16 protein-coding genes and 1 riboswitch are annotated in these 16,361 nt (G+C 46.4%); of the genes, 2 read left to right on the forward strand and 14 right to left on the reverse strand.

Annotated elements, in window-relative coordinates; all coding sequences use genetic code 11:
• Window positions 1-4: 4 nt before the first annotated feature.
• Window positions 5-931, reverse strand: coding sequence for a Gfo/Idh/MocA family protein (locus tag GCU39_RS11790; protein ID WP_152393686.1), 927 nt, complete (start codon window positions 929-931; stop codon window positions 5-7).
• A gap of 152 nt (window positions 932-1,083) precedes the next feature.
• On the opposite strand from GCU39_RS11790, the gene xerS reads away from it, so the two are divergent.
• Entirely contained in the window at window positions 1,084-2,163 is a 1,080-nt protein-coding gene (gene xerS, locus GCU39_RS11795; protein ID WP_152393687.1) for a tyrosine recombinase XerS, read from the forward strand.
• Between the two features lie 95 nt (window positions 2,164-2,258).
• Here xerS and GCU39_RS11800 read toward each other — a convergent pair whose 3' ends face one another.
• The 6 genes from GCU39_RS11800 to GCU39_RS11825 form a co-directional block, all read right to left on the reverse strand.
• The gene (locus GCU39_RS11800) at window positions 2,259-2,999 is read right to left on the reverse strand and encodes a DUF4247 domain-containing protein (RefSeq protein ID WP_193726890.1); all 741 of its coding nucleotides are present in this window, start codon (window positions 2,997-2,999) and stop codon (window positions 2,259-2,261) included.
• A gap of 50 nt (window positions 3,000-3,049) precedes the next feature.
• Complete coding sequence (locus GCU39_RS11805; protein WP_152393688.1) at window positions 3,050-3,556, reverse strand: DUF4178 domain-containing protein; 507 nt, start codon at window positions 3,554-3,556, stop codon at window positions 3,050-3,052.
• A 38-nt stretch (window positions 3,557-3,594) separates the two neighbouring features.
• Window positions 3,595-3,999, reverse strand: a complete 405-nt coding sequence (locus GCU39_RS11810) for a DUF350 domain-containing protein (protein ID WP_152397212.1) — start codon at window positions 3,997-3,999, stop codon at window positions 3,595-3,597.
• A 102-nt stretch (window positions 4,000-4,101) separates the two neighbouring features.
• Window positions 4,102-4,770, reverse strand: coding sequence for a PspA/IM30 family protein (locus GCU39_RS11815; RefSeq protein WP_152393689.1), 669 nt, complete (start codon window positions 4,768-4,770; stop codon window positions 4,102-4,104).
• A gap of 133 nt (window positions 4,771-4,903) precedes the next feature.
• Window positions 4,904-5,836: a dihydroorotate dehydrogenase gene (locus tag GCU39_RS11820; RefSeq protein ID WP_152393690.1), complete on the reverse strand. Its 933-nt coding sequence runs from the start codon at window positions 5,834-5,836 to the stop codon at window positions 4,904-4,906.
• Window positions 5,817-6,518 (reverse strand): dihydroorotate dehydrogenase electron transfer subunit, encoded by a 702-nt coding sequence (locus GCU39_RS11825; protein ID WP_152393691.1) that lies wholly within the window; start codon window positions 6,516-6,518, stop codon window positions 5,817-5,819. The genes GCU39_RS11820 and GCU39_RS11825 overlap by 20 nt, the downstream gene beginning before the upstream one ends.
• A 279-nt stretch (window positions 6,519-6,797) precedes the next feature.
• On the opposite strand from GCU39_RS11825, the gene GCU39_RS11830 reads away from it, so the two are divergent.
• Entirely contained in the window at window positions 6,798-7,613 is an 816-nt protein-coding gene (locus GCU39_RS11830) for a polysaccharide deacetylase family protein (protein ID WP_227793553.1), read from the forward strand.
• A gap of 61 nt (window positions 7,614-7,674) precedes the next feature.
• On the opposite strand, the gene GCU39_RS11835 is transcribed toward GCU39_RS11830, so the two are convergent.
• The 7 genes from GCU39_RS11835 to GCU39_RS11865 all read right to left on the reverse strand — a co-directional run bounded on the left by GCU39_RS11835 (window position 7,675) and on the right by GCU39_RS11865 (window position 16,343).
• A complete protein-coding gene (locus GCU39_RS11835; protein ID WP_152393692.1) occupies window positions 7,675-8,436 on the reverse strand; it encodes a 3D domain-containing protein in 762 nt (253 codons plus the stop codon).
• Between the two features lie 2 nt (window positions 8,437-8,438).
• A riboswitch (cyclic di-AMP (ydaO/yuaA leader) is annotated at window positions 8,439-8,613 on the reverse strand.
• A gap of 170 nt (window positions 8,614-8,783) precedes the next feature.
• Window positions 8,784-10,130: an Nramp family divalent metal transporter gene (locus tag GCU39_RS11840; RefSeq protein WP_407671708.1), complete on the reverse strand. Its 1,347-nt coding sequence runs from the start codon at window positions 10,128-10,130 to the stop codon at window positions 8,784-8,786.
• 331 nt (window positions 10,131-10,461) lie between these two features.
• Window positions 10,462-11,184 (reverse strand): amino acid ABC transporter ATP-binding protein, encoded by a 723-nt coding sequence (locus GCU39_RS11845; RefSeq protein WP_152393694.1) that lies wholly within the window; start codon window positions 11,182-11,184, stop codon window positions 10,462-10,464.
• Entirely contained in the window at window positions 11,177-12,613 is a 1,437-nt protein-coding gene (locus GCU39_RS11850; RefSeq protein ID WP_152393695.1) for an ABC transporter substrate-binding protein/permease, read from the reverse strand. Before GCU39_RS11850 ends, GCU39_RS11845 begins: the two co-directional genes overlap by 8 nt.
• Before the next feature lie 297 nt (window positions 12,614-12,910).
• The gene (locus GCU39_RS11855; protein ID WP_321575635.1) at window positions 12,911-14,389 is read right to left on the reverse strand and encodes a sensor histidine kinase; all 1,479 of its coding nucleotides are present in this window, start codon (window positions 14,387-14,389) and stop codon (window positions 12,911-12,913) included.
• Window positions 14,355-15,056, reverse strand: a complete 702-nt coding sequence (locus GCU39_RS11860) for a response regulator transcription factor (RefSeq protein WP_152393697.1) — start codon at window positions 15,054-15,056, stop codon at window positions 14,355-14,357. The genes GCU39_RS11855 and GCU39_RS11860 overlap by 35 nt, the downstream gene beginning before the upstream one ends.
• A gap of 6 nt (window positions 15,057-15,062) precedes the next feature.
• Complete coding sequence (locus GCU39_RS11865) at window positions 15,063-16,343, reverse strand: hypothetical protein (RefSeq protein WP_193726891.1); 1,281 nt, start codon at window positions 16,341-16,343, stop codon at window positions 15,063-15,065.
• Between the last annotated feature and the right edge of the window lie 18 nt (window positions 16,344-16,361).

The raw sequence follows: 16,361 nt of genomic DNA on the forward strand, positions 1-16,361 counted from the left end.
TCTATTATCGAAATGTACTAATCTGCTCTGCCAAGCGATGACTCTCCAAGACCTGGTCTGCGCGAACACTGCATTGTTCTGGGCGCTTCAAGCTCGATAGGAAATGATACACGATCCCTTCAAATCCCCTGCGCCGGAGCACCGTATCCCAGCTACCAAAGGTATGGTGGGTTGGTGCCTTCCCTTTCTGGGCGAACATCGCTTGCTCCATATTCGTGATTTCCGCGGAGCGTCCATGCCCGTGAAGCTCGAGCTTCTCGAGATCAGCGCCAGCGAGCCGAACCATACTGTAAGCAGCATCCGCATGATCATAATGAAGCATCCCCGAAGCTCGGAGCATTTGTCCTTCATCATTCGTGTAGAGCGACTTGGTGCCAAGCTTATACTTCTCGCCGCCAAGCCATAGCATCATATCTAAAATATGAATCAAGTCATCGTACACCGTCATCTTCGCATCGTGCGACTGCATGCGTGTTCGATGCTTCTGAACAGCGAGATATTCGATTCCCCCTTGTTCCTCGAGCCACTGCTTCGCATCCATATACTGCGGCGCAAATCTGCGATTGAACCCTACAGCAAGTAATACGGCTTTCTCCTCTGCACGAGCAGCCATCGCAATCGACTCATCTAGTTTGTAAGATAACGGCTTATCGACATATACCGCAATCCCTCGATCCAAACATGCCGTTACGAGCTCATAATGCGATTCTGTCGGACTATGAATGAAGACCGCATCCAAGCTGCGATCCAGTAGCTCTTCAAGCCTGGTTGTGCCGAAAGGCAAGCGATACTGATGCATCACCCGATCAACTGTTCCTTGCGTCGTACTCATCACACCCGCAATCTCCACTTCTATATGGACAGATAGCAGCGGCAAATATACCTTTTGTGCAATGTCTCCTAATCCAATGATACCAATACGAAATGTCATCCTGCGCCCATCCTTCCTTTTCTAATCCGTTTATCTATTCTCTAGAGTACAGGAACCGTCCCATTCGAACAAGTGAGCAGCAGACGACCCTAGGATAAACCACCGAAATCCACTATAATGATGAGGAGACTGAATCAAAGGAAGTGAATCTGTTGAACATCCAGAAGTTGAAAGACCGACAAGATCTGGACCAGAAGGTGCACCGATTCCCATGGTACGTTCAGCAGTTTATCGATTATAAGCTGCCGGACCTGTCGCCATCCACACTTTTGGAATATACCCGTGACTATGAGATATTCTTCTCATGGCTTATGGCTGAAGGACTTACAACAGCGCAAGAAATGAAAGATATATCCTTAACAGACCTTGAAGTGTTACATATGGAATCCATTGTGAACTATCGCATCTTCCTATCGACCTTCAAGGAAAATGCAAATGCGAAGATTACGATATCGAGAAAACTATCATCCCTTCGTTCATTATTCCATTATCTGAGCCAAATTGCAGAGGATGAGCAGTTCTATCCGTTGTTGAAGCGTAATATTATGGCCAAAGTAGAAATCAAACGGATCCATAAACCAAAGGATACCGCATCAAAGCTCAAAGGGAAGCTGCTCGAGGATCATGAGCTGAATGCGTTCATTCACTATATCCAAGAAGGGTATGGACAGGATGTTGCGACGAACAAGCAAGCACTATACGCGTATGAACTGAACAAACAGCGGGATGCATGCATCGCCAGTCTGATTCTGAACTCGGGACTTCGGGTATCCGAGGTCGTGAACTTAAATATTGAAGATGTTGATCTGGCGAACAAACTTGTCTATGTCTACCGTAAAGGGAACCACGACGAGACCTTCAAAGCGCCCGTCTATTTCCGTGAGGAAGCCAAAGGCGATCTTATTGCCTATCTGGAGATGCGTCCCGTACGTTACAGCGCACCGCGCAAGGAGAAGGCCATGTTTCTCGCGATCCCGAACGGACAGCAGGAAGGCAAACGCATGACCAAACGAGCGATGCAAGAAATGATTATCAAGTATGCTAAGCGGTTCGGAAAACCTTACTTGACGATCCATAAGCTTCGCCACTCTTTTGCCACCGATTATTATTTACAGAATGATATTTACAAAACAAAGGAGCAGCTTGGACACGCCTCCACAGAGACTACCGAAGTCTATGCGCATCTCACCGATAAGACGATGTCGGATGCCATTGAACGTCGAATTACATAAATCACCTGCTAAACGCCAAAAAACCTTTGCTGGCCCCACTGATTTAACGGGGTTGCAAAGGTTTTTTCCGTGTATCGCGAAACGAGCTCGCTAACTTATCGCCTGCCTCGCTTGAAGATCTTGCCTGTACCTGACTTCGTCTTCGGCGCCTTTGATTTCGATGGGGAGAAGAATGAGCCCGAACCGCTGCTCTTATTTTTGGATATACTGCCAGAAGATTTCTTCTTGCTGAAGAATCCGCCGGAATCATCCGATTTCGATGAGCTGCTGCTTGAGCTTCCTCGTTTGAAGATCGAGCCTTTCCGCTCTACAGTCATCGGAGGAATTGCTTTTTTCTCACTCGTGCTAGGCTTATGGTATTGCGTATTCGGCTTATACTTCTCATAACTCGTATAGCCGCGGTAGTTCCCATATTTCTTGCCGCCGAAAGAATCAAATAGATCGCTTACAAGACTGCCTATAAGATAAGCTTCCAAGAAGCTCGGATTATAATTGCGCTGGACATACTCTTTCGAATCCACCTCAATGAGCGAATCCTCAGGTTTCTTCTCATCCTTCATCACATGAATCCACTTGTCGGAATAGACAAGGAACATATGATCCGGATCTTCCTTCGATGTCTGCTCCGGCTTCTGCTGATCCGTCAGCTCCGCCGCTACGACCGGAACGGTCTTCCCTTCTGCACGATAGATATACGAGGTCTCGGAGCCCGATTTATTCACGGACTCAAGCGGATACGTATCGCTCACATTCGGAGAACCACATCCCGTAAGAACCGAAGCCATTAACGCAACGACGAGTACACTTTTGATGATATACTGCAGCCACTTCGACACTTGGTTCACGCTCCTGAAAAGCCGACTTTTTGAACTATTGATTATAGCAGTTACGTTCCTCTCAGAACCTGAACATCGCCAGGGATCACTTTCTCACCCTCATACAACATGAAACGACCGTTCTGCCATTCGATACGCAGCAGTTTATAATCATCCGATTGATACTGCCACACATATTGCTCTCCCGCTTGCATGAACGGTGTCTTGCCTGTTACGAGCACCATGCCGGAATACTGCTCTTCCATATAATAAGTACGATCTTCCATTTCGATCGTGGTCGGAACTTCATCCGGCTCATCGAGTCGGCCATCAATTGGCTCGTATAATGCATAGACGACTTGCTCGCGCTCCTCAATATGGAGGTAACGAATGGTATTCCCATCCTGCAAGGTCAAGACGACGGCATTTCGCTGCCGGTTATTCGTTCTTCCTGTAATCTGATACGTAACCAAGGATACTTCAACTGCATCTCCAGGCCCCAGCTGAAGGATACTTCGCTGCGCTTTGGGCGGCTCAGGCTTCGCTAGTATGTTCTTGATCCGATTGAATATACTCATATCTTACGCTCCTTCAATCTTAGATACCATCATTTCATTTATAGACAAGCAGAGATGATCAACGCTCCCACAATATGCAAGGAACCTGCGAATAATGCATGCGGCATGAATCCTTCCTTCGTGCCTTCATCCAGCTTCAGACCGAAGCTTCCGCGCAATACCAAGCGAACGAGCCATTCGAGTACGAGCAGGATGATAAAGGATACAACCGATATGACAAGCCCGTCCCAGAGACTGTCTGTCTTTGCGATGGATGAGGACAGGATATACCCTTGCGCTAACAGCTTCATGACGAAACGGGTGGTGACAGCTGTATTCCCCTTCTTCATCTCTTCCATATCTTTATACGGTGTAAAAAGTGAGTCCACGAACATGATGACACAGAGCAATACGGTGCCCATTCCCGTCCAGACAAGAATTCGCAGAATATCCTGAATTGCGATTGTCATGTTAAGCCTCCTCCAAAAAGGTTCCATTCATTGTGAAAGGAAGAAGAACGTTATTCACGTTCCCCTTCCTTCCCGCTTCAATCGTCATGATCGATATTATTTATTTTCGTATTGTTTCATCAAGGCTGCAAGCTCATCATCAACCGCTTTATCTTTGTTCAAAGCTGCGAATTCATCATCGAGCGATTTGCCTTTGGAAGCCATTTCGTTGCTTGCTTCAGCTTGGGCTTCCATTTGAAGCATTTTCTCTTCCATTCGTTTGAGGCCCGCTGCTGCTGTATCCGAACCGAACCCTGTCATCGCTTTGTTGATTTCATTTTGTGCTTTTGCCGCATTGTAACGAGCAATCAACGTCTCGCGTTTATTCTTCATTTCGGTTAATTGCTTACGCATTTCGTCCAGCTTGCCGCGAAGGTTATCCGCTGCCGCTTTATTCTGATCATACCCAATCTTGAATTCATCCATTTTCTGCTCAGCAGATCTCTTCTCTTCCAGTGCACGGCGAGCAAGATCAATGTTCTGTGCTTGTGCTGCCATGTGCGCTTGTTCTTCACGCTTCTTCACGAGCGCGACTTGCTCTTCATATTGCTGTTTGAATTTCTTCTCAATTGCGATTTGCTGTGCAACAGCCTTCTCTGCATCTTCCAGATCCTCTGTCATATCGCGAATATATTGATCCGTCAATTTTACTGGATCTTCAGCTTTCTCAATGAGAGCATAGACATTCGATAGGGTAAGGTCGCGTAATCTTTTGAAAATAGACATGTGGTAATCCTCCTCAATGGATCTGTTATTATGTTTATGTTACTGTATTACGTCATCATTTGGAATCCGGTTTCGAAAATTTTAAAAAAACACAGGGAAGTCCACTCTCCCTGTGTTCATAAGGTATAACATTCTACAAGATCCCGCGTATCTCATCCATCGAAACGATCTTCTCCTGCTCCATCCATTTCAGAATGCCATCCGCCATCTGCTCTCCAGCACGCGGGTTCATGAAATTATACGTTCCGATCTGAATCACGGACGCTCCTGCCATAATGAACTCGATGACATCATTGGCTGTTGTGATTCCACCCATCCCCATAATGGGAATCTTCACATGCTGTGCCACTTGGTGCACCATGCGCAGTGCGATCGGCTTAATCGCAGGCCCGGATAATCCGGCATAGAGATTGTGGAAGACGCTCTTGCGCAGCCGTGTATCGATCTTCATCCCCGATATCGTGTTAATGAGCGATATGCCATCCGCCCCTTCTACCTCGCACATGTAGGCCATTTCAACAATATTCTCCGCATTCGGTGACAACTTGACGACGAGTGGAAGTGATGTCGCCTGACGAACTTCGCGTACAACCGCTCTCGCAGTCTCCGTCTGAACGCCATACGCAATCCCGCCTTCCTTCACATTCGGGCAAGAGATATTGAGTTCTATGATATCGATGGAACAGCGTCCTCCCTCTCTCAGCCTTTTCTCGTGGGCTGTAATTAGTTCTGCACCAATCCGGTAATCCTCTATGCAGCCGCCGCCCAGATTCACGATCCTTGCCGTATCCAGCGTCTCCCAGTATGGCGTTTCTTCCTTTAGGAAATATTCAATCCCCGGGTTCTCAAGTCCTACGCTATTCAGCATGCCGGATGGGGTCTCCCATACTCGTACGCCGGGATTCCCTGCCTTTGGCGCGAGGGTTAATCCTTTGCCGGATATCCCGCCTAGACGATTAATATCATAGAGCTTCGCATATTCTTTGCCGAACCCAAATGTCCCTGACGCCATTACGATTGGATTTTTAAAATGTACGCCTGCAACCTTACACGCCATGTTCTGCATCAAATCGAACCTCCTCCGCTGCGAATACCGGACCATCCACACAAGCTTTTCGGTTACCACCTTGGCAAATGACACTGCATACGAGACATGCTCCAATGCCGCACGCCATACGTTTCTCAAGTGAGACATAGACTTTGGCCCCTGATCCACGCGCACGTTCCGTTAATGCTTTCATCATGACATGCGGTCCGCACGTGATCACAGCGTCATACCTCGTATAATCGATCTGATTGACAATGATTCCGCCTACATCACAGACGACTTCGCCTGCGAAAGGTCTAAACTCATCGACAAGATATGATTCTCGGCTGAATCCTAGATAAATGTCCGGTTGCTGCAGCTGCTTCGCTGCGAAGTATAGCGGGGCGATCCCAATTCCCCCGCCGACTAGCGCTACCTTGCCTTGCACTACAGGGAAGCCGTTCCCATAAGGTCCTTCCAGTTGGATCGGATCGCCCGCTTCAAGCTGCTTGAAACGTTCTGTCCCTTCCCCAACTACATGATATAAGAAGCTGATCTCTTGCACACCGATATCATATATGCTGATCGGCCTGGATAACACGGGATAATCTGACCATGCCCGAAGCATGTAGAACTGCCCCATTCGGCCCTCAAAATGTCCTTCAATTTTCATCAGGTATACGTCTTTTGCGATCTTCACATTGGATTTAACGGTATTCACATGCGCCCTCCTTTTAACAGGGTTTTGCCTTCTTATACTATGCCTTGCGGCGCTTGCCGAAGCTGTGACAATGTTCACATCGATGCGTTTGATTCGATTGGAAACATTCGCATAATTCACCATCGAAAAGGACATAACAAAGAGACGGATTCCGAATGTGCAAAACAGTGTATTGAAGGGAGGGGATTCGCTTTGCGTTCGTGTTGTATACTGTTCCTAGTCCTCATCATGCTCTGTAGCGGTTGTTCAAATTCTTCTGATCCGTCACCGCTACCGAAAGTGCTAGAGACATCCCCCGTAACACTCCATTCCAAAGGGGCTGAGACAGAGACCAAGCAGAAGTTGTCCGAACCGGATGCGACGAGACAGACGGTCTCGCATCGCAAGAAATCAGAGCGGACCAAATCCAATCGCCGATCTCGTGCAGAAGATAGTTACCGTGCCTTGTCATCACTGCGTCATAAATACCCTGCCATCTTCAAAAATAACGGTTCGTCCTATGCGAGACGTGTATCCTTAACGTTCGATGATGTGCCAGATGAGTTCACAGGTAAAGTGCTGGATGTACTCAAAGCCTATAACGTCAAAGCGACTTTTTTCGTGATGGGCTATCGTGCCGAGAAGCACCCCGATATCGTAAGACGGATGGTGCGGGAAGGCCATCTCGTCGGCAACCATACATACAATCACCCTTTGCTGACGAAGGTGTCCATGGTGAAATTCAAACGGCAAATCTTGCGAACGGACGCGATATTGCATCGAATCATTGGGTATCACCCCAAATTCATTCGCCCTCCATACGGTGAAATCAACGAGCAGCAAGTGCGATGGGCTGGAAGCCAAGGGTATATTATCGTGAATTGGGATGTCGATTCCCAAGATTGGCGAGGACTAAGTGCCCAGAGAGTCATGAGCAATATCCTAACGACTACACGGCCGGGTTCGATTATTCTGCAGCATGCAGGCGGGAATGTTGGAGGGGTCTTAAATGGGACGCTGGAAGCTCTGCCACGAGTCATTGAACGACTGAAAAATAAACGTTATCAATTCGTTACCTTGACAGATATGTTCCATGTCCGAAAGAGCAATTCATAAAACGAAGAACAAAAAAACGCTTCCTTCATCCTTATTCAAGGATGGGAAGCGTTTGTCGCTATTAAGAAAGTATAAATACTTTTACATTCTGAATACCGAACTTGCTCGCACTCGATTGTGTCGTATCGACGAAGATATCAATACGGTTCCCTTTGATACTGCCGCCAATGTCATTCGCTCGACCCACAAATCCGCCTGCTGGTAATCCGTTAAATGAGTAGCCTGTTACGAATACTTTCGTACCAAGCGGAATCATGTCCGGGTCAACCGCAATTGTACCGTGCTTCAATTGATTACCGAAATAATCTTTCCCTGCCCATGATCCATTTTCACTTGCTGCAGCTGTATAGGCTGTCGCTTTCACATTTATCGATTTCTTGTAGCTTGTAGGCTCGCCAGAAATATGGACCACATTATCTGATGATGCAAAGGCAGACACTGTTGCTTCCTTTTTCTTCGGCTCTGGTTTCTCTACCGGCTTCTCCTCATTCTTTGCTGTAGGCGCAGGTGCAGATTTTGCAACTGCTTTTGCTTCTGCTGCAAGCGGTTCGGATGCTGCTGCCGGTGCTGAGGCAACCTCAGCTTTTTGTTCTTTGGCTCCAGGAAAATCAATCTTTAATCCTTGATAGATATTGAGTGGATCGACGTTCGGATTCGCCTTCATGAGATCATTCATATCGATGTTATTCGCCTTTGCGATATTGAAGAAGGTATCTCCGTCTTTCGCGTAGTAAGGCGCTGCTGCAACAACAGTAATCGATTGAACAGCTAAGAATGCAGTTATCAACGTAATGGACAATTTCTTCAGATTAAAAATTTTCATAATTCCTCCTTTTCATACGCCTACGAGGTTAGTTGTCGGGTTTGGATTGAGGATACAACCCTACGCTTACGCGTTTCACCCCTAGCTGAATCGATTGTTGTGGATTTTGTTCTTCATCCATTCAGCTGTGAATCATCCCCCGCACTTCAGCAATCGAAGTTTCGGCTCAATCAATATATCACAATTTTGTAACCAGTGCGCAAGCAATTTTTGACAAATCGCTCAACCATGCGGTATATCAGCGTTTTTTGTGATTAATTTTTTGATACAATTACAACAAAAAGACCTATTCACCGAGTGCTGGACTCGATTCGAATAGGTCTTCCTCAGCTAAAAATAACGTTTAATTAACCGAAAAATGTGCTGTACAGTAGATACGCATTCAAGATAATGATTACGATCGTTACGAACCATGCCGTCCATTTCATCCATGGTTTGTTGACGAATTCCCCCATTTTGGCAGGGTCGCTTGTGAATTTCACGAGAGGTACGACAGCAAAGGATAGTTGAAGCGATAGAATGACTTGACTTAAGATAAGCAAATCGCTGACACCCTTCTCACCATACATGATGGTTACGATCACCGCTGGAATAATCGCGATCATCCGTGTAATTAATCTGCGCAGCCAAGGCTTAAGTCGTATATTCAGGAAGCCTTCCATGACGATCTGCCCCGCTAAGGTACCTGTTAATGTTGAGTTCTGTCCTGATGCTAAGAGCGCAACCCCAAAGACGATACTACCAAGCGTTGTGCCGAGCAGCGGCGTTAACATATGATAGGCATCTCCAATATCCGCAATACTCGTCATCCCCGCCTCATGGAACGTTGCGGCTGCGATAATAAGAATGGAAGCATTAATGAACAGTGCGAACAATAGTGCAATGGATGAATCCCATGTTGCATATTTAATCGCTTGACGTTTCCCCGCAGAATTCTCCTCGAAGCTCCGCGTCTGTACAATAGATGAGTGCAAATACAAGTTATGTGGCATCACAGTGGCCCCTAAAATCCCGATCCCGATATACAACATCGTTGGGTTCGTAATGATCTCTGCGCTCGGAATAAAGCCGCGTGCGATGCCGCCAAGGTCAGGTCTAGATAAGAAATACTCTACTGCGAAGCAACCGCCGATGGTCGCGATCAAGACGATAACCAATATCTCAATATATCGGAACCCTTTGTTCTGTAGGAACAGCACGATGAGAACGTCGACTGCCGTAATTAATACACCGTATACAAGAGGTATCCCGAATAGCAAGTTCAGCGCGATCGCGGCCCCGATGACTTCAGCCAAATCACAAGCTGCGATGGCCAGTTCACAGAGCACCCACAGGACGAAATTCACTGGCTTCGTATAATGATCACGGCAAGCTTGCGCAAGATCTCGACCCGTCACGATCCCAAGTTTGCCGGCGAGTGCTTGCAAGAGCATCGCCATAAGGTTCGAGACGAAGATGACGGACAATAGTGTATAGCCGAACATCGAACCTCCGGCAATACTCGTCGCCCAGTTCCCCGGATCCATATACCCTACCGCAACCAGATAACCTGGCCCTGCAAAAGCTAAAAACTTCTTGAGCCATGAACCTTTCTTAGGTATTTTCATCGAACGATGAACTTCTGGCAATGACGGTTGATCCCGCTCCTGCCGCCATGACTTCTTCGCAAATGATGGTTTATTCAATGATTTCATTTCTACATTGTTCTCCATATCGATCACTCCTATCCTGCTCGTGCTACTTTCCTCATATCTATCTATGTCAATTGTGTATTGGACAAAATATTTTTCCTTAGTGCAACTTTTGGTTAAAAAAATATAGGCCACTTCAACATCTTATTCAGAGACAATGCAAATGTTCTATACTCTAAATTGTACTAGGGAAACTTTTTTTGTCAATACCTAAACTTCGGCCCCTAACCAACAATTAAGCAAAGAATCCACGCCACACCTGCATTATTAGCTTTCGTTAGGTTAACAAAAAATCCTCCGCCCTGACAGGGACGAAGGATGATGTGGTTCTAGATTAGAGTACCTTGCTAAGAAATTCTTGTGTACGCGGATGCTGCGGTGCACTGAATACGGTCTGCGGATCGCCTTCCTCGACGATCTTCCCGCCATCCATGAACACGATGCGGTCGCCAACTTCTCGCGCAAAGCCCATCTCGTGAGTTACGATGACCATTGTCATCCCTTGTGCCGCAAGGGATTTCATTACATCCAGCACTTCCCCGACCATTTCGGGATCGAGCGCTGATGTCGGCTCATCGAACAACATCACGTGCGGCTGCATCGCGAGTGCGCGGGCAATGGCGATACGCTGCTTCTGTCCACCGGATAATTGCGAAGGATAGACATGCTTCTTATCTTCAAGCCCAACTTGGCGAAGTAAATCGAGCGCAATTTGCTCTGCCGAAGCTTTGTCCTTCTTCAATACCTTTATTGGTGCAAGTGTAATATTATCTAAGACAGTCTTATGCGGGAATAAATTAAATTGCTGGAACACCATGCCCATTTTCTCGCGCGTGGCATTGATATTATGCGATTTATCTGTGATTGCATCCCCTTCGAAATGAATCGTTCCTTTCGTAGGAACTTCCAGCAGATTGAGGCAACGTAGAAACGTACTTTTCCCCGATCCACTCGGACCGATCACAACAACGACTTCCCCTTTTTCGATGGTCATGTCGATGCCTTTTAAGATTTCAAGCTTGCCATAATGTTTGTGCAGGTCTGTTACCTTAATCACTAGTCTTCAGCCTCCGTTCTGCAACTCCAAGGAGCTTGGAGCACGTAAATGTAAGAATGAAGTACAGCACAGCCGCAATAATAAGCGGCGGCAACCCTGCATAAGTGCTCCCACGTACAACTTCTTCTTGGAACATAATATCTGTAATCCCGATCAAGGATACGATGGACGATTCTTTAATAATGACCACGAACTCGTTACCAATTGCCGGCAGCACTTGCTTCAAAGCTTGCGGCAAGATAATGTAACGCATCGCCATACTTTGCTTCATTCCAAGTGAGCGTGCGGCTTCCAACTGTCCTTTATCCACGGATTCAATCCCAGCACGGAAGATCTCAGCGAGATACGCTGCACTGTTCAGGGACAATGCGATTGCGCCTGCAATGAATTTAGGGAACTCAATGCCGATGGACGGCAGCCCGAAGTAGATAATGAACAATTGAACCATCAGCGGTGTGCCGCGTAAAAATTCGATGTAAGCGACGGCAATCCATTTCAGCGGCTTGATTCGCGAACGGCGCATCAGAACAAGAATGACACCAAGAATAAAGCCGAATACTACCGTAACGAGTGATAACAGTAATGTCCACAATACCCCTTTGAGGAACGTCGATTTATATTGTGTGAATAGAGACCAAATGTTCGTGTCGCCTTCTTCGGCCAACTTCGTCGCATCCGTAACGTATTTCTTCACTTTATCTTCACTAAGTAAGCGATCGATCGACTTATTCAATTGACCGACAAGCTCTTCGCGTCCTTTCTTCACTGCGATCGCATAGCCATTATCTTCGGATGTCGGATGGGCTTCGGCAATCGCTAACGTCGGACGATTCTTCTCATATGATTCCGCAACAGGCAGCTCTACGATCAGAGCATCTACACGTTTGGACTCGAGGCTAAGCAGGATATCAGACATTTTACTCAGTGCATCGACCTTGGCATTCGGAATTGAACGAGCGATGTCTTCATAGATGGTTGATTTCTGAGCCCCAATGTTCTTGCCTTCGAGATCAGCCATCGTCTTGAATTTATCTTTATCATCAGCACGTACCAAGACGGCTTGATCTGAAGTATAGTAAATCGATGTAAAGTCCACATTCTTCTTACGTTCTTCTGTCGGATTCATCGCTGCCATCGCGATATCAATCTTACCGGAGTTTAGCGCAAGCAGCAGACTATCGAACTTCATATCTTCAATGACGAGCTCTGCACCCATATCCTTCGCGAGCTCTTTGGCGATCTCGATATCAAACCCTACGATTTCATCCGTACCGTTTATTTTCTTATGAAACTCATACGGAGGGTAATCCGCACTTGTACCGAGTACCAATTTTTTACTGTTTGTTGATTGTTCGGTCGGTGATCCGCTACACCCAGCAATCAATAGGACTGTTAATAAACATGCAAGTAATGCGCTAATTCTTTTCATTCGATCAATCCTCTTATGTCTTTTTATCATGGTGCAAGGAGAATTATACGTTATCATGCATGAATATACAACACTTATTTTCGACATTTTTCGCACTTTCCATAGTTTACCTATTTTCGATAAATATAACGACGGTCAATTCCTAAATCATGGATTGAACATGACTTCATCATCATTTTAGAATGCCCTTCCATCTCATCGACCATGCTCCATTTTCCACGCCAAAAAGGCGATACTTATCCGTATAAGTACCGCCTTGCCTATTCGTAAATGATTCATATCGACGCGTCATACGCATCATGCTTCAGCCTGGTCCTCTTCGACGTCCTGGATGAGTTCATGTACTTTGTCGCATTTCGGCAACGAGACAATAACCGATGTCCCTTCACCCGATATGCTCGTGATCGTCAACGTCCCTCCGTGTTGTTCGACGAGCTCTCTTGTGATCGCCAGTCCTAATCCCGTACCTCCGCCGAGCGGATTGACCTGATAGAACTTCTCTGTCACCTTGGTAATATGCTCCTGCGTAATTCCGATTCCCGTATCTCGGACTGTTACAATACATTCTTTGGGCTCATATTCAATGTGAATGAAGATGTTCGACTGAACATGCGAGAACTTCAGTGCATTGTCGATAATGTTCAAGAATACTTGTTTCAACCGGTTGAAATCGCCGATGATTGGCACAGGTACGCCACTAACATTTATCGTAAGCCGGACTTGTTTCTGCTCTGCCTTGGTTCGAACTTGAAGCTTCGTCTCCGTTAATAATCCGACAATATCTACCGGATCTTGATGGAGCTTCACTTCCTTCTGCTGCAGTCGTGAGAAATCCAGCAGTTCCTCAACCAGTCCAATCAATCGATCCGTCTCCTTAGCAATGATCGTCATGCCAAGCTTCGTCTCTTCTGGATCAGAGAAATTGCCGGACACGAGGGTCTCCGTCCACCCTTTGATCCCAGTTAACGGGGTACGGAGCTCATGAGAAATCGAAGATACGAAATCATTCTTTACCTTATCGCTGCGGACGATTTCTTCCGCCATATAGTTCAGCGATGACGCTAGTTCACCAAGCTCATAGCGATAATCCCCTTCAACCCGTACATCAAACCGTCCCTTCGCCATCTGTGCCGAGAACGCAGTAATATTGTTTATCGGTTTGACGATCGAATTTGCAAGACCAAAGCTGATGAGCAGTACCACCGCTAGAACGACAATCCCCACTGCGACGGAAATGAGAATAATATTCGAAATTTTATTATTAATGGATTCAAGGGAAGTCACATAACGCAGAATATAGATCGTCTGGCCTTGATCCATAAGCGGTGTCGAGACAGCCATGACGTGCTCACCCGTCCCAACCTGGCTTCCTATCCATCTTCCTTGATTCCCATGCACCGCCTGTGAAATATCGGAAGTCTGGATGCCTTTCTCCACTTGGAATCCGGATGAACTAATCAGCACATCGCCTCGTGTATTTAAGACCTGCAGCTCCGCATTCTCCAGATTGAACATTTTCAGAATATCGGGTAAATAATTCGGATCGTTCTCCGAAGCATAGGACACACCAACGAACTTCTGATAATACGAAGTGGCTTGATTCGCATGATTGGACATGTAGTTCGAAATCGTATTGTAATAATAGGACTGAATCGAGATCATGAAGATCACTTCGACGATCATAATCGTCAAGAATACGACGATGAAATAATGCATGACGACGGATCGCCGCAATCCTTTCTTAAACATGTCTGCTTCCTTTCCACTTGTATCCATGTCCCCACACGGTCTCGATGAACATCGGTGTCGATGGGTCGTCCTCTAGCTTCTGACGCAATCTGCGGATATTCACATCAACGATTTTAGGGTCTCCCATATATTCCTTGCCCCAGACATGGTCCAGCAGCACATCACGACTTAACGGCACGTCCTCCCGCTCTAAGAACAATTGAATCAAGGAGAATTCGGTTGGCGTTAACTCAATAATTTGATGGTTCTTCTTAAATTGCTTCGCGATCAAGTCAAGGGTAAACGGCCCCGATTCGAAGCTAATCTTCGCACCGGACTCACTGTGTACATTGACTCGGCGGAGCAAGGATTGAATCCGAGCGATGAGTTCCGTTGGACTAAACGGCTTACTGACATGATCATCTGCACCGACGGAGAGAGCATAGACCTTGTCCTGTTCTTGCACCTTTGCTGTTAAGAAAATTATGCCGATCCGCTCGTTCGTCTCCCGAATTTTGCGACATACCTCAAACCCGTCTATGCCAGGAACCATCACATCCAGCAATGCAATATCAAACGTAGGATCCGCGTAGAATTTCTCCAGCGCTTCCTCTCCGGTCGCAGCTTCAACAACTTCAAGCCCATTTCGTTTTAAGTTAATCACGATAAAACTGCGAATCGATTCTTCATCTTCAAGAATAAGAACTTTACTCATGATATGTCACCTCTTCGTTATTTCAATTGGCGTGAGTTCAATATTTCCTTTGCCTGAACTCAAATCGTAACTGCTGCGGAGTCCGATAATATGTTCCTCGGTTCTCGCGAGCATCTTCCATCCGGTATGACTCTTCTCCCATGCAGATAATGAGAAGAATCGGATCTCGGCCATCGTCTCTCCTGTATCGATGTTGATGAAGTTCAGATACTCTTCCAAGATCGATCTTCGAGAAATCGTCACTTTATGATGCCACTCCGGAGGGAAATTGAAATAGAACCGATCTTGTAAATCCCGATACTGCTCAAGCACGAATTTAAGTCCATGATCTCCATCCCATTTATGATACGTCATGAACCATGGGATCGAGGCAAGGCTCATATCTTCCCAGCCATAAGGCGTCTCCATCATGGCAATCTCCAGAATCCCGTCCTTATCCTCATCGGAACTGTACGTGGCATAGGGCTTATACGTCTGCTCGGATGATAGCACCTTCGTAAGCTTATTATCCTTCATAATAACAACATCCGTATAGGCGGAATGTGCCCCTACAGAAGCATCGAGAACGATCCCTTGGACATCCTCTGATACCTTCCCTGTTACGACGTTGTAATACACATTGACGCTCGGGTCGAGCTGTAGGGAGCTGAACGGCTCGAACTTCCCTGTAATTTCATTATATTGAATCGATGTCAGTTCTGCCGTCTGACCTTGCTTGAAGTTCAAGACGCTAATCTCGAACTTTCCGTCGCCGTTCAAATCGTTAATGACATAAGAGGAGTATGGCTTCTCCAGCATTTTAATTAATTGATTATCTTTGTAAGAATAGACAATAAGACCTTTCTGTACCTCGGTATCACCACTCGAATACCCAACAATCATCTCAATGCTCCCATCATGGGTGACATCGACCAAATCGAAGGAATCAAGTTCAAAGCCTTCGCCATCAAAATCCAATTTCTTACGCCACGTATCCCCGTTGTTCTCCCAGATCATCCCATGAATTCGTACGGCTTGATCCGGCGTACGGTAGAATACAACAGCTTCACTGATGCCATCATGATTCAGGTCCGTAATCCGAATGGCGCTCGTATCGTTAATATTCGTCGGCCGAATGATCGAGCCTCCCTCGGGTAGATCAGCCATGATCAGGCTGTGTAGATTTTCTTTGTCATCAGGCAACCTTGGAATACTCATGAGTGCCCGTGGGTCTTTCGTTATATCACAGCCGCTCAGCACGATCATCAGGCAGCAGAATAGGAGAATAGCGGACAACCTATATTTCAACCTTGATCACGCTCCCTT

This window comes from Paenibacillus guangzhouensis (assembly GCF_009363075.1).
Classification (GTDB): Bacteria; Bacillota; Bacilli; order Paenibacillales; family Paenibacillaceae; genus Paenibacillus_K; species Paenibacillus_K guangzhouensis.

What these genes read in the sequence shown, in the direction of transcription:
- GCU39_RS11855 (WP_321575635.1), bottom strand. Translation starts at nt 14,389, where the DNA reads ATGGATACAAGTGGAAAGGAAGCAGACATGTTTAAGAAAGGATTGCGG.
- GCU39_RS11860 (WP_152393697.1), bottom strand. Translation starts at nt 15,056, where the DNA reads ATGAGTAAAGTTCTTATTCTTGAAGATGAAGAATCGATTCGCAGTTTT.
- GCU39_RS11835 (WP_152393692.1), bottom strand. Translation starts at nt 8,436, where the DNA reads ATGAAAATTTTTAATCTGAAGAAATTGTCCATTACGTTGATAACTGCA.
- GCU39_RS11820 (WP_152393690.1), bottom strand. Translation starts at nt 5,836, where the DNA reads ATGCAGAACATGGCGTGTAAGGTTGCAGGCGTACATTTTAAAAATCCA.
- GCU39_RS11805 (WP_152393688.1), bottom strand. Translation starts at nt 3,556, where the DNA reads ATGAGTATATTCAATCGGATCAAGAACATACTAGCGAAGCCTGAGCCG.
- GCU39_RS11840 (WP_407671708.1), bottom strand. Translation starts at nt 10,130, where the DNA reads ATGAAATCATTGAATAAACCATCATTTGCGAAGAAGTCATGGCGGCAG.
- GCU39_RS11850 (WP_152393695.1), bottom strand. Translation starts at nt 12,613, where the DNA reads ATGAAAAGAATTAGCGCATTACTTGCATGTTTATTAACAGTCCTATTG.
- GCU39_RS11790 (WP_152393686.1), bottom strand. Translation starts at nt 931, where the DNA reads ATGACATTTCGTATTGGTATCATTGGATTAGGAGACATTGCACAAAAG.
- GCU39_RS11815 (WP_152393689.1), bottom strand. Translation starts at nt 4,770, where the DNA reads ATGTCTATTTTCAAAAGATTACGCGACCTTACCCTATCGAATGTCTAT.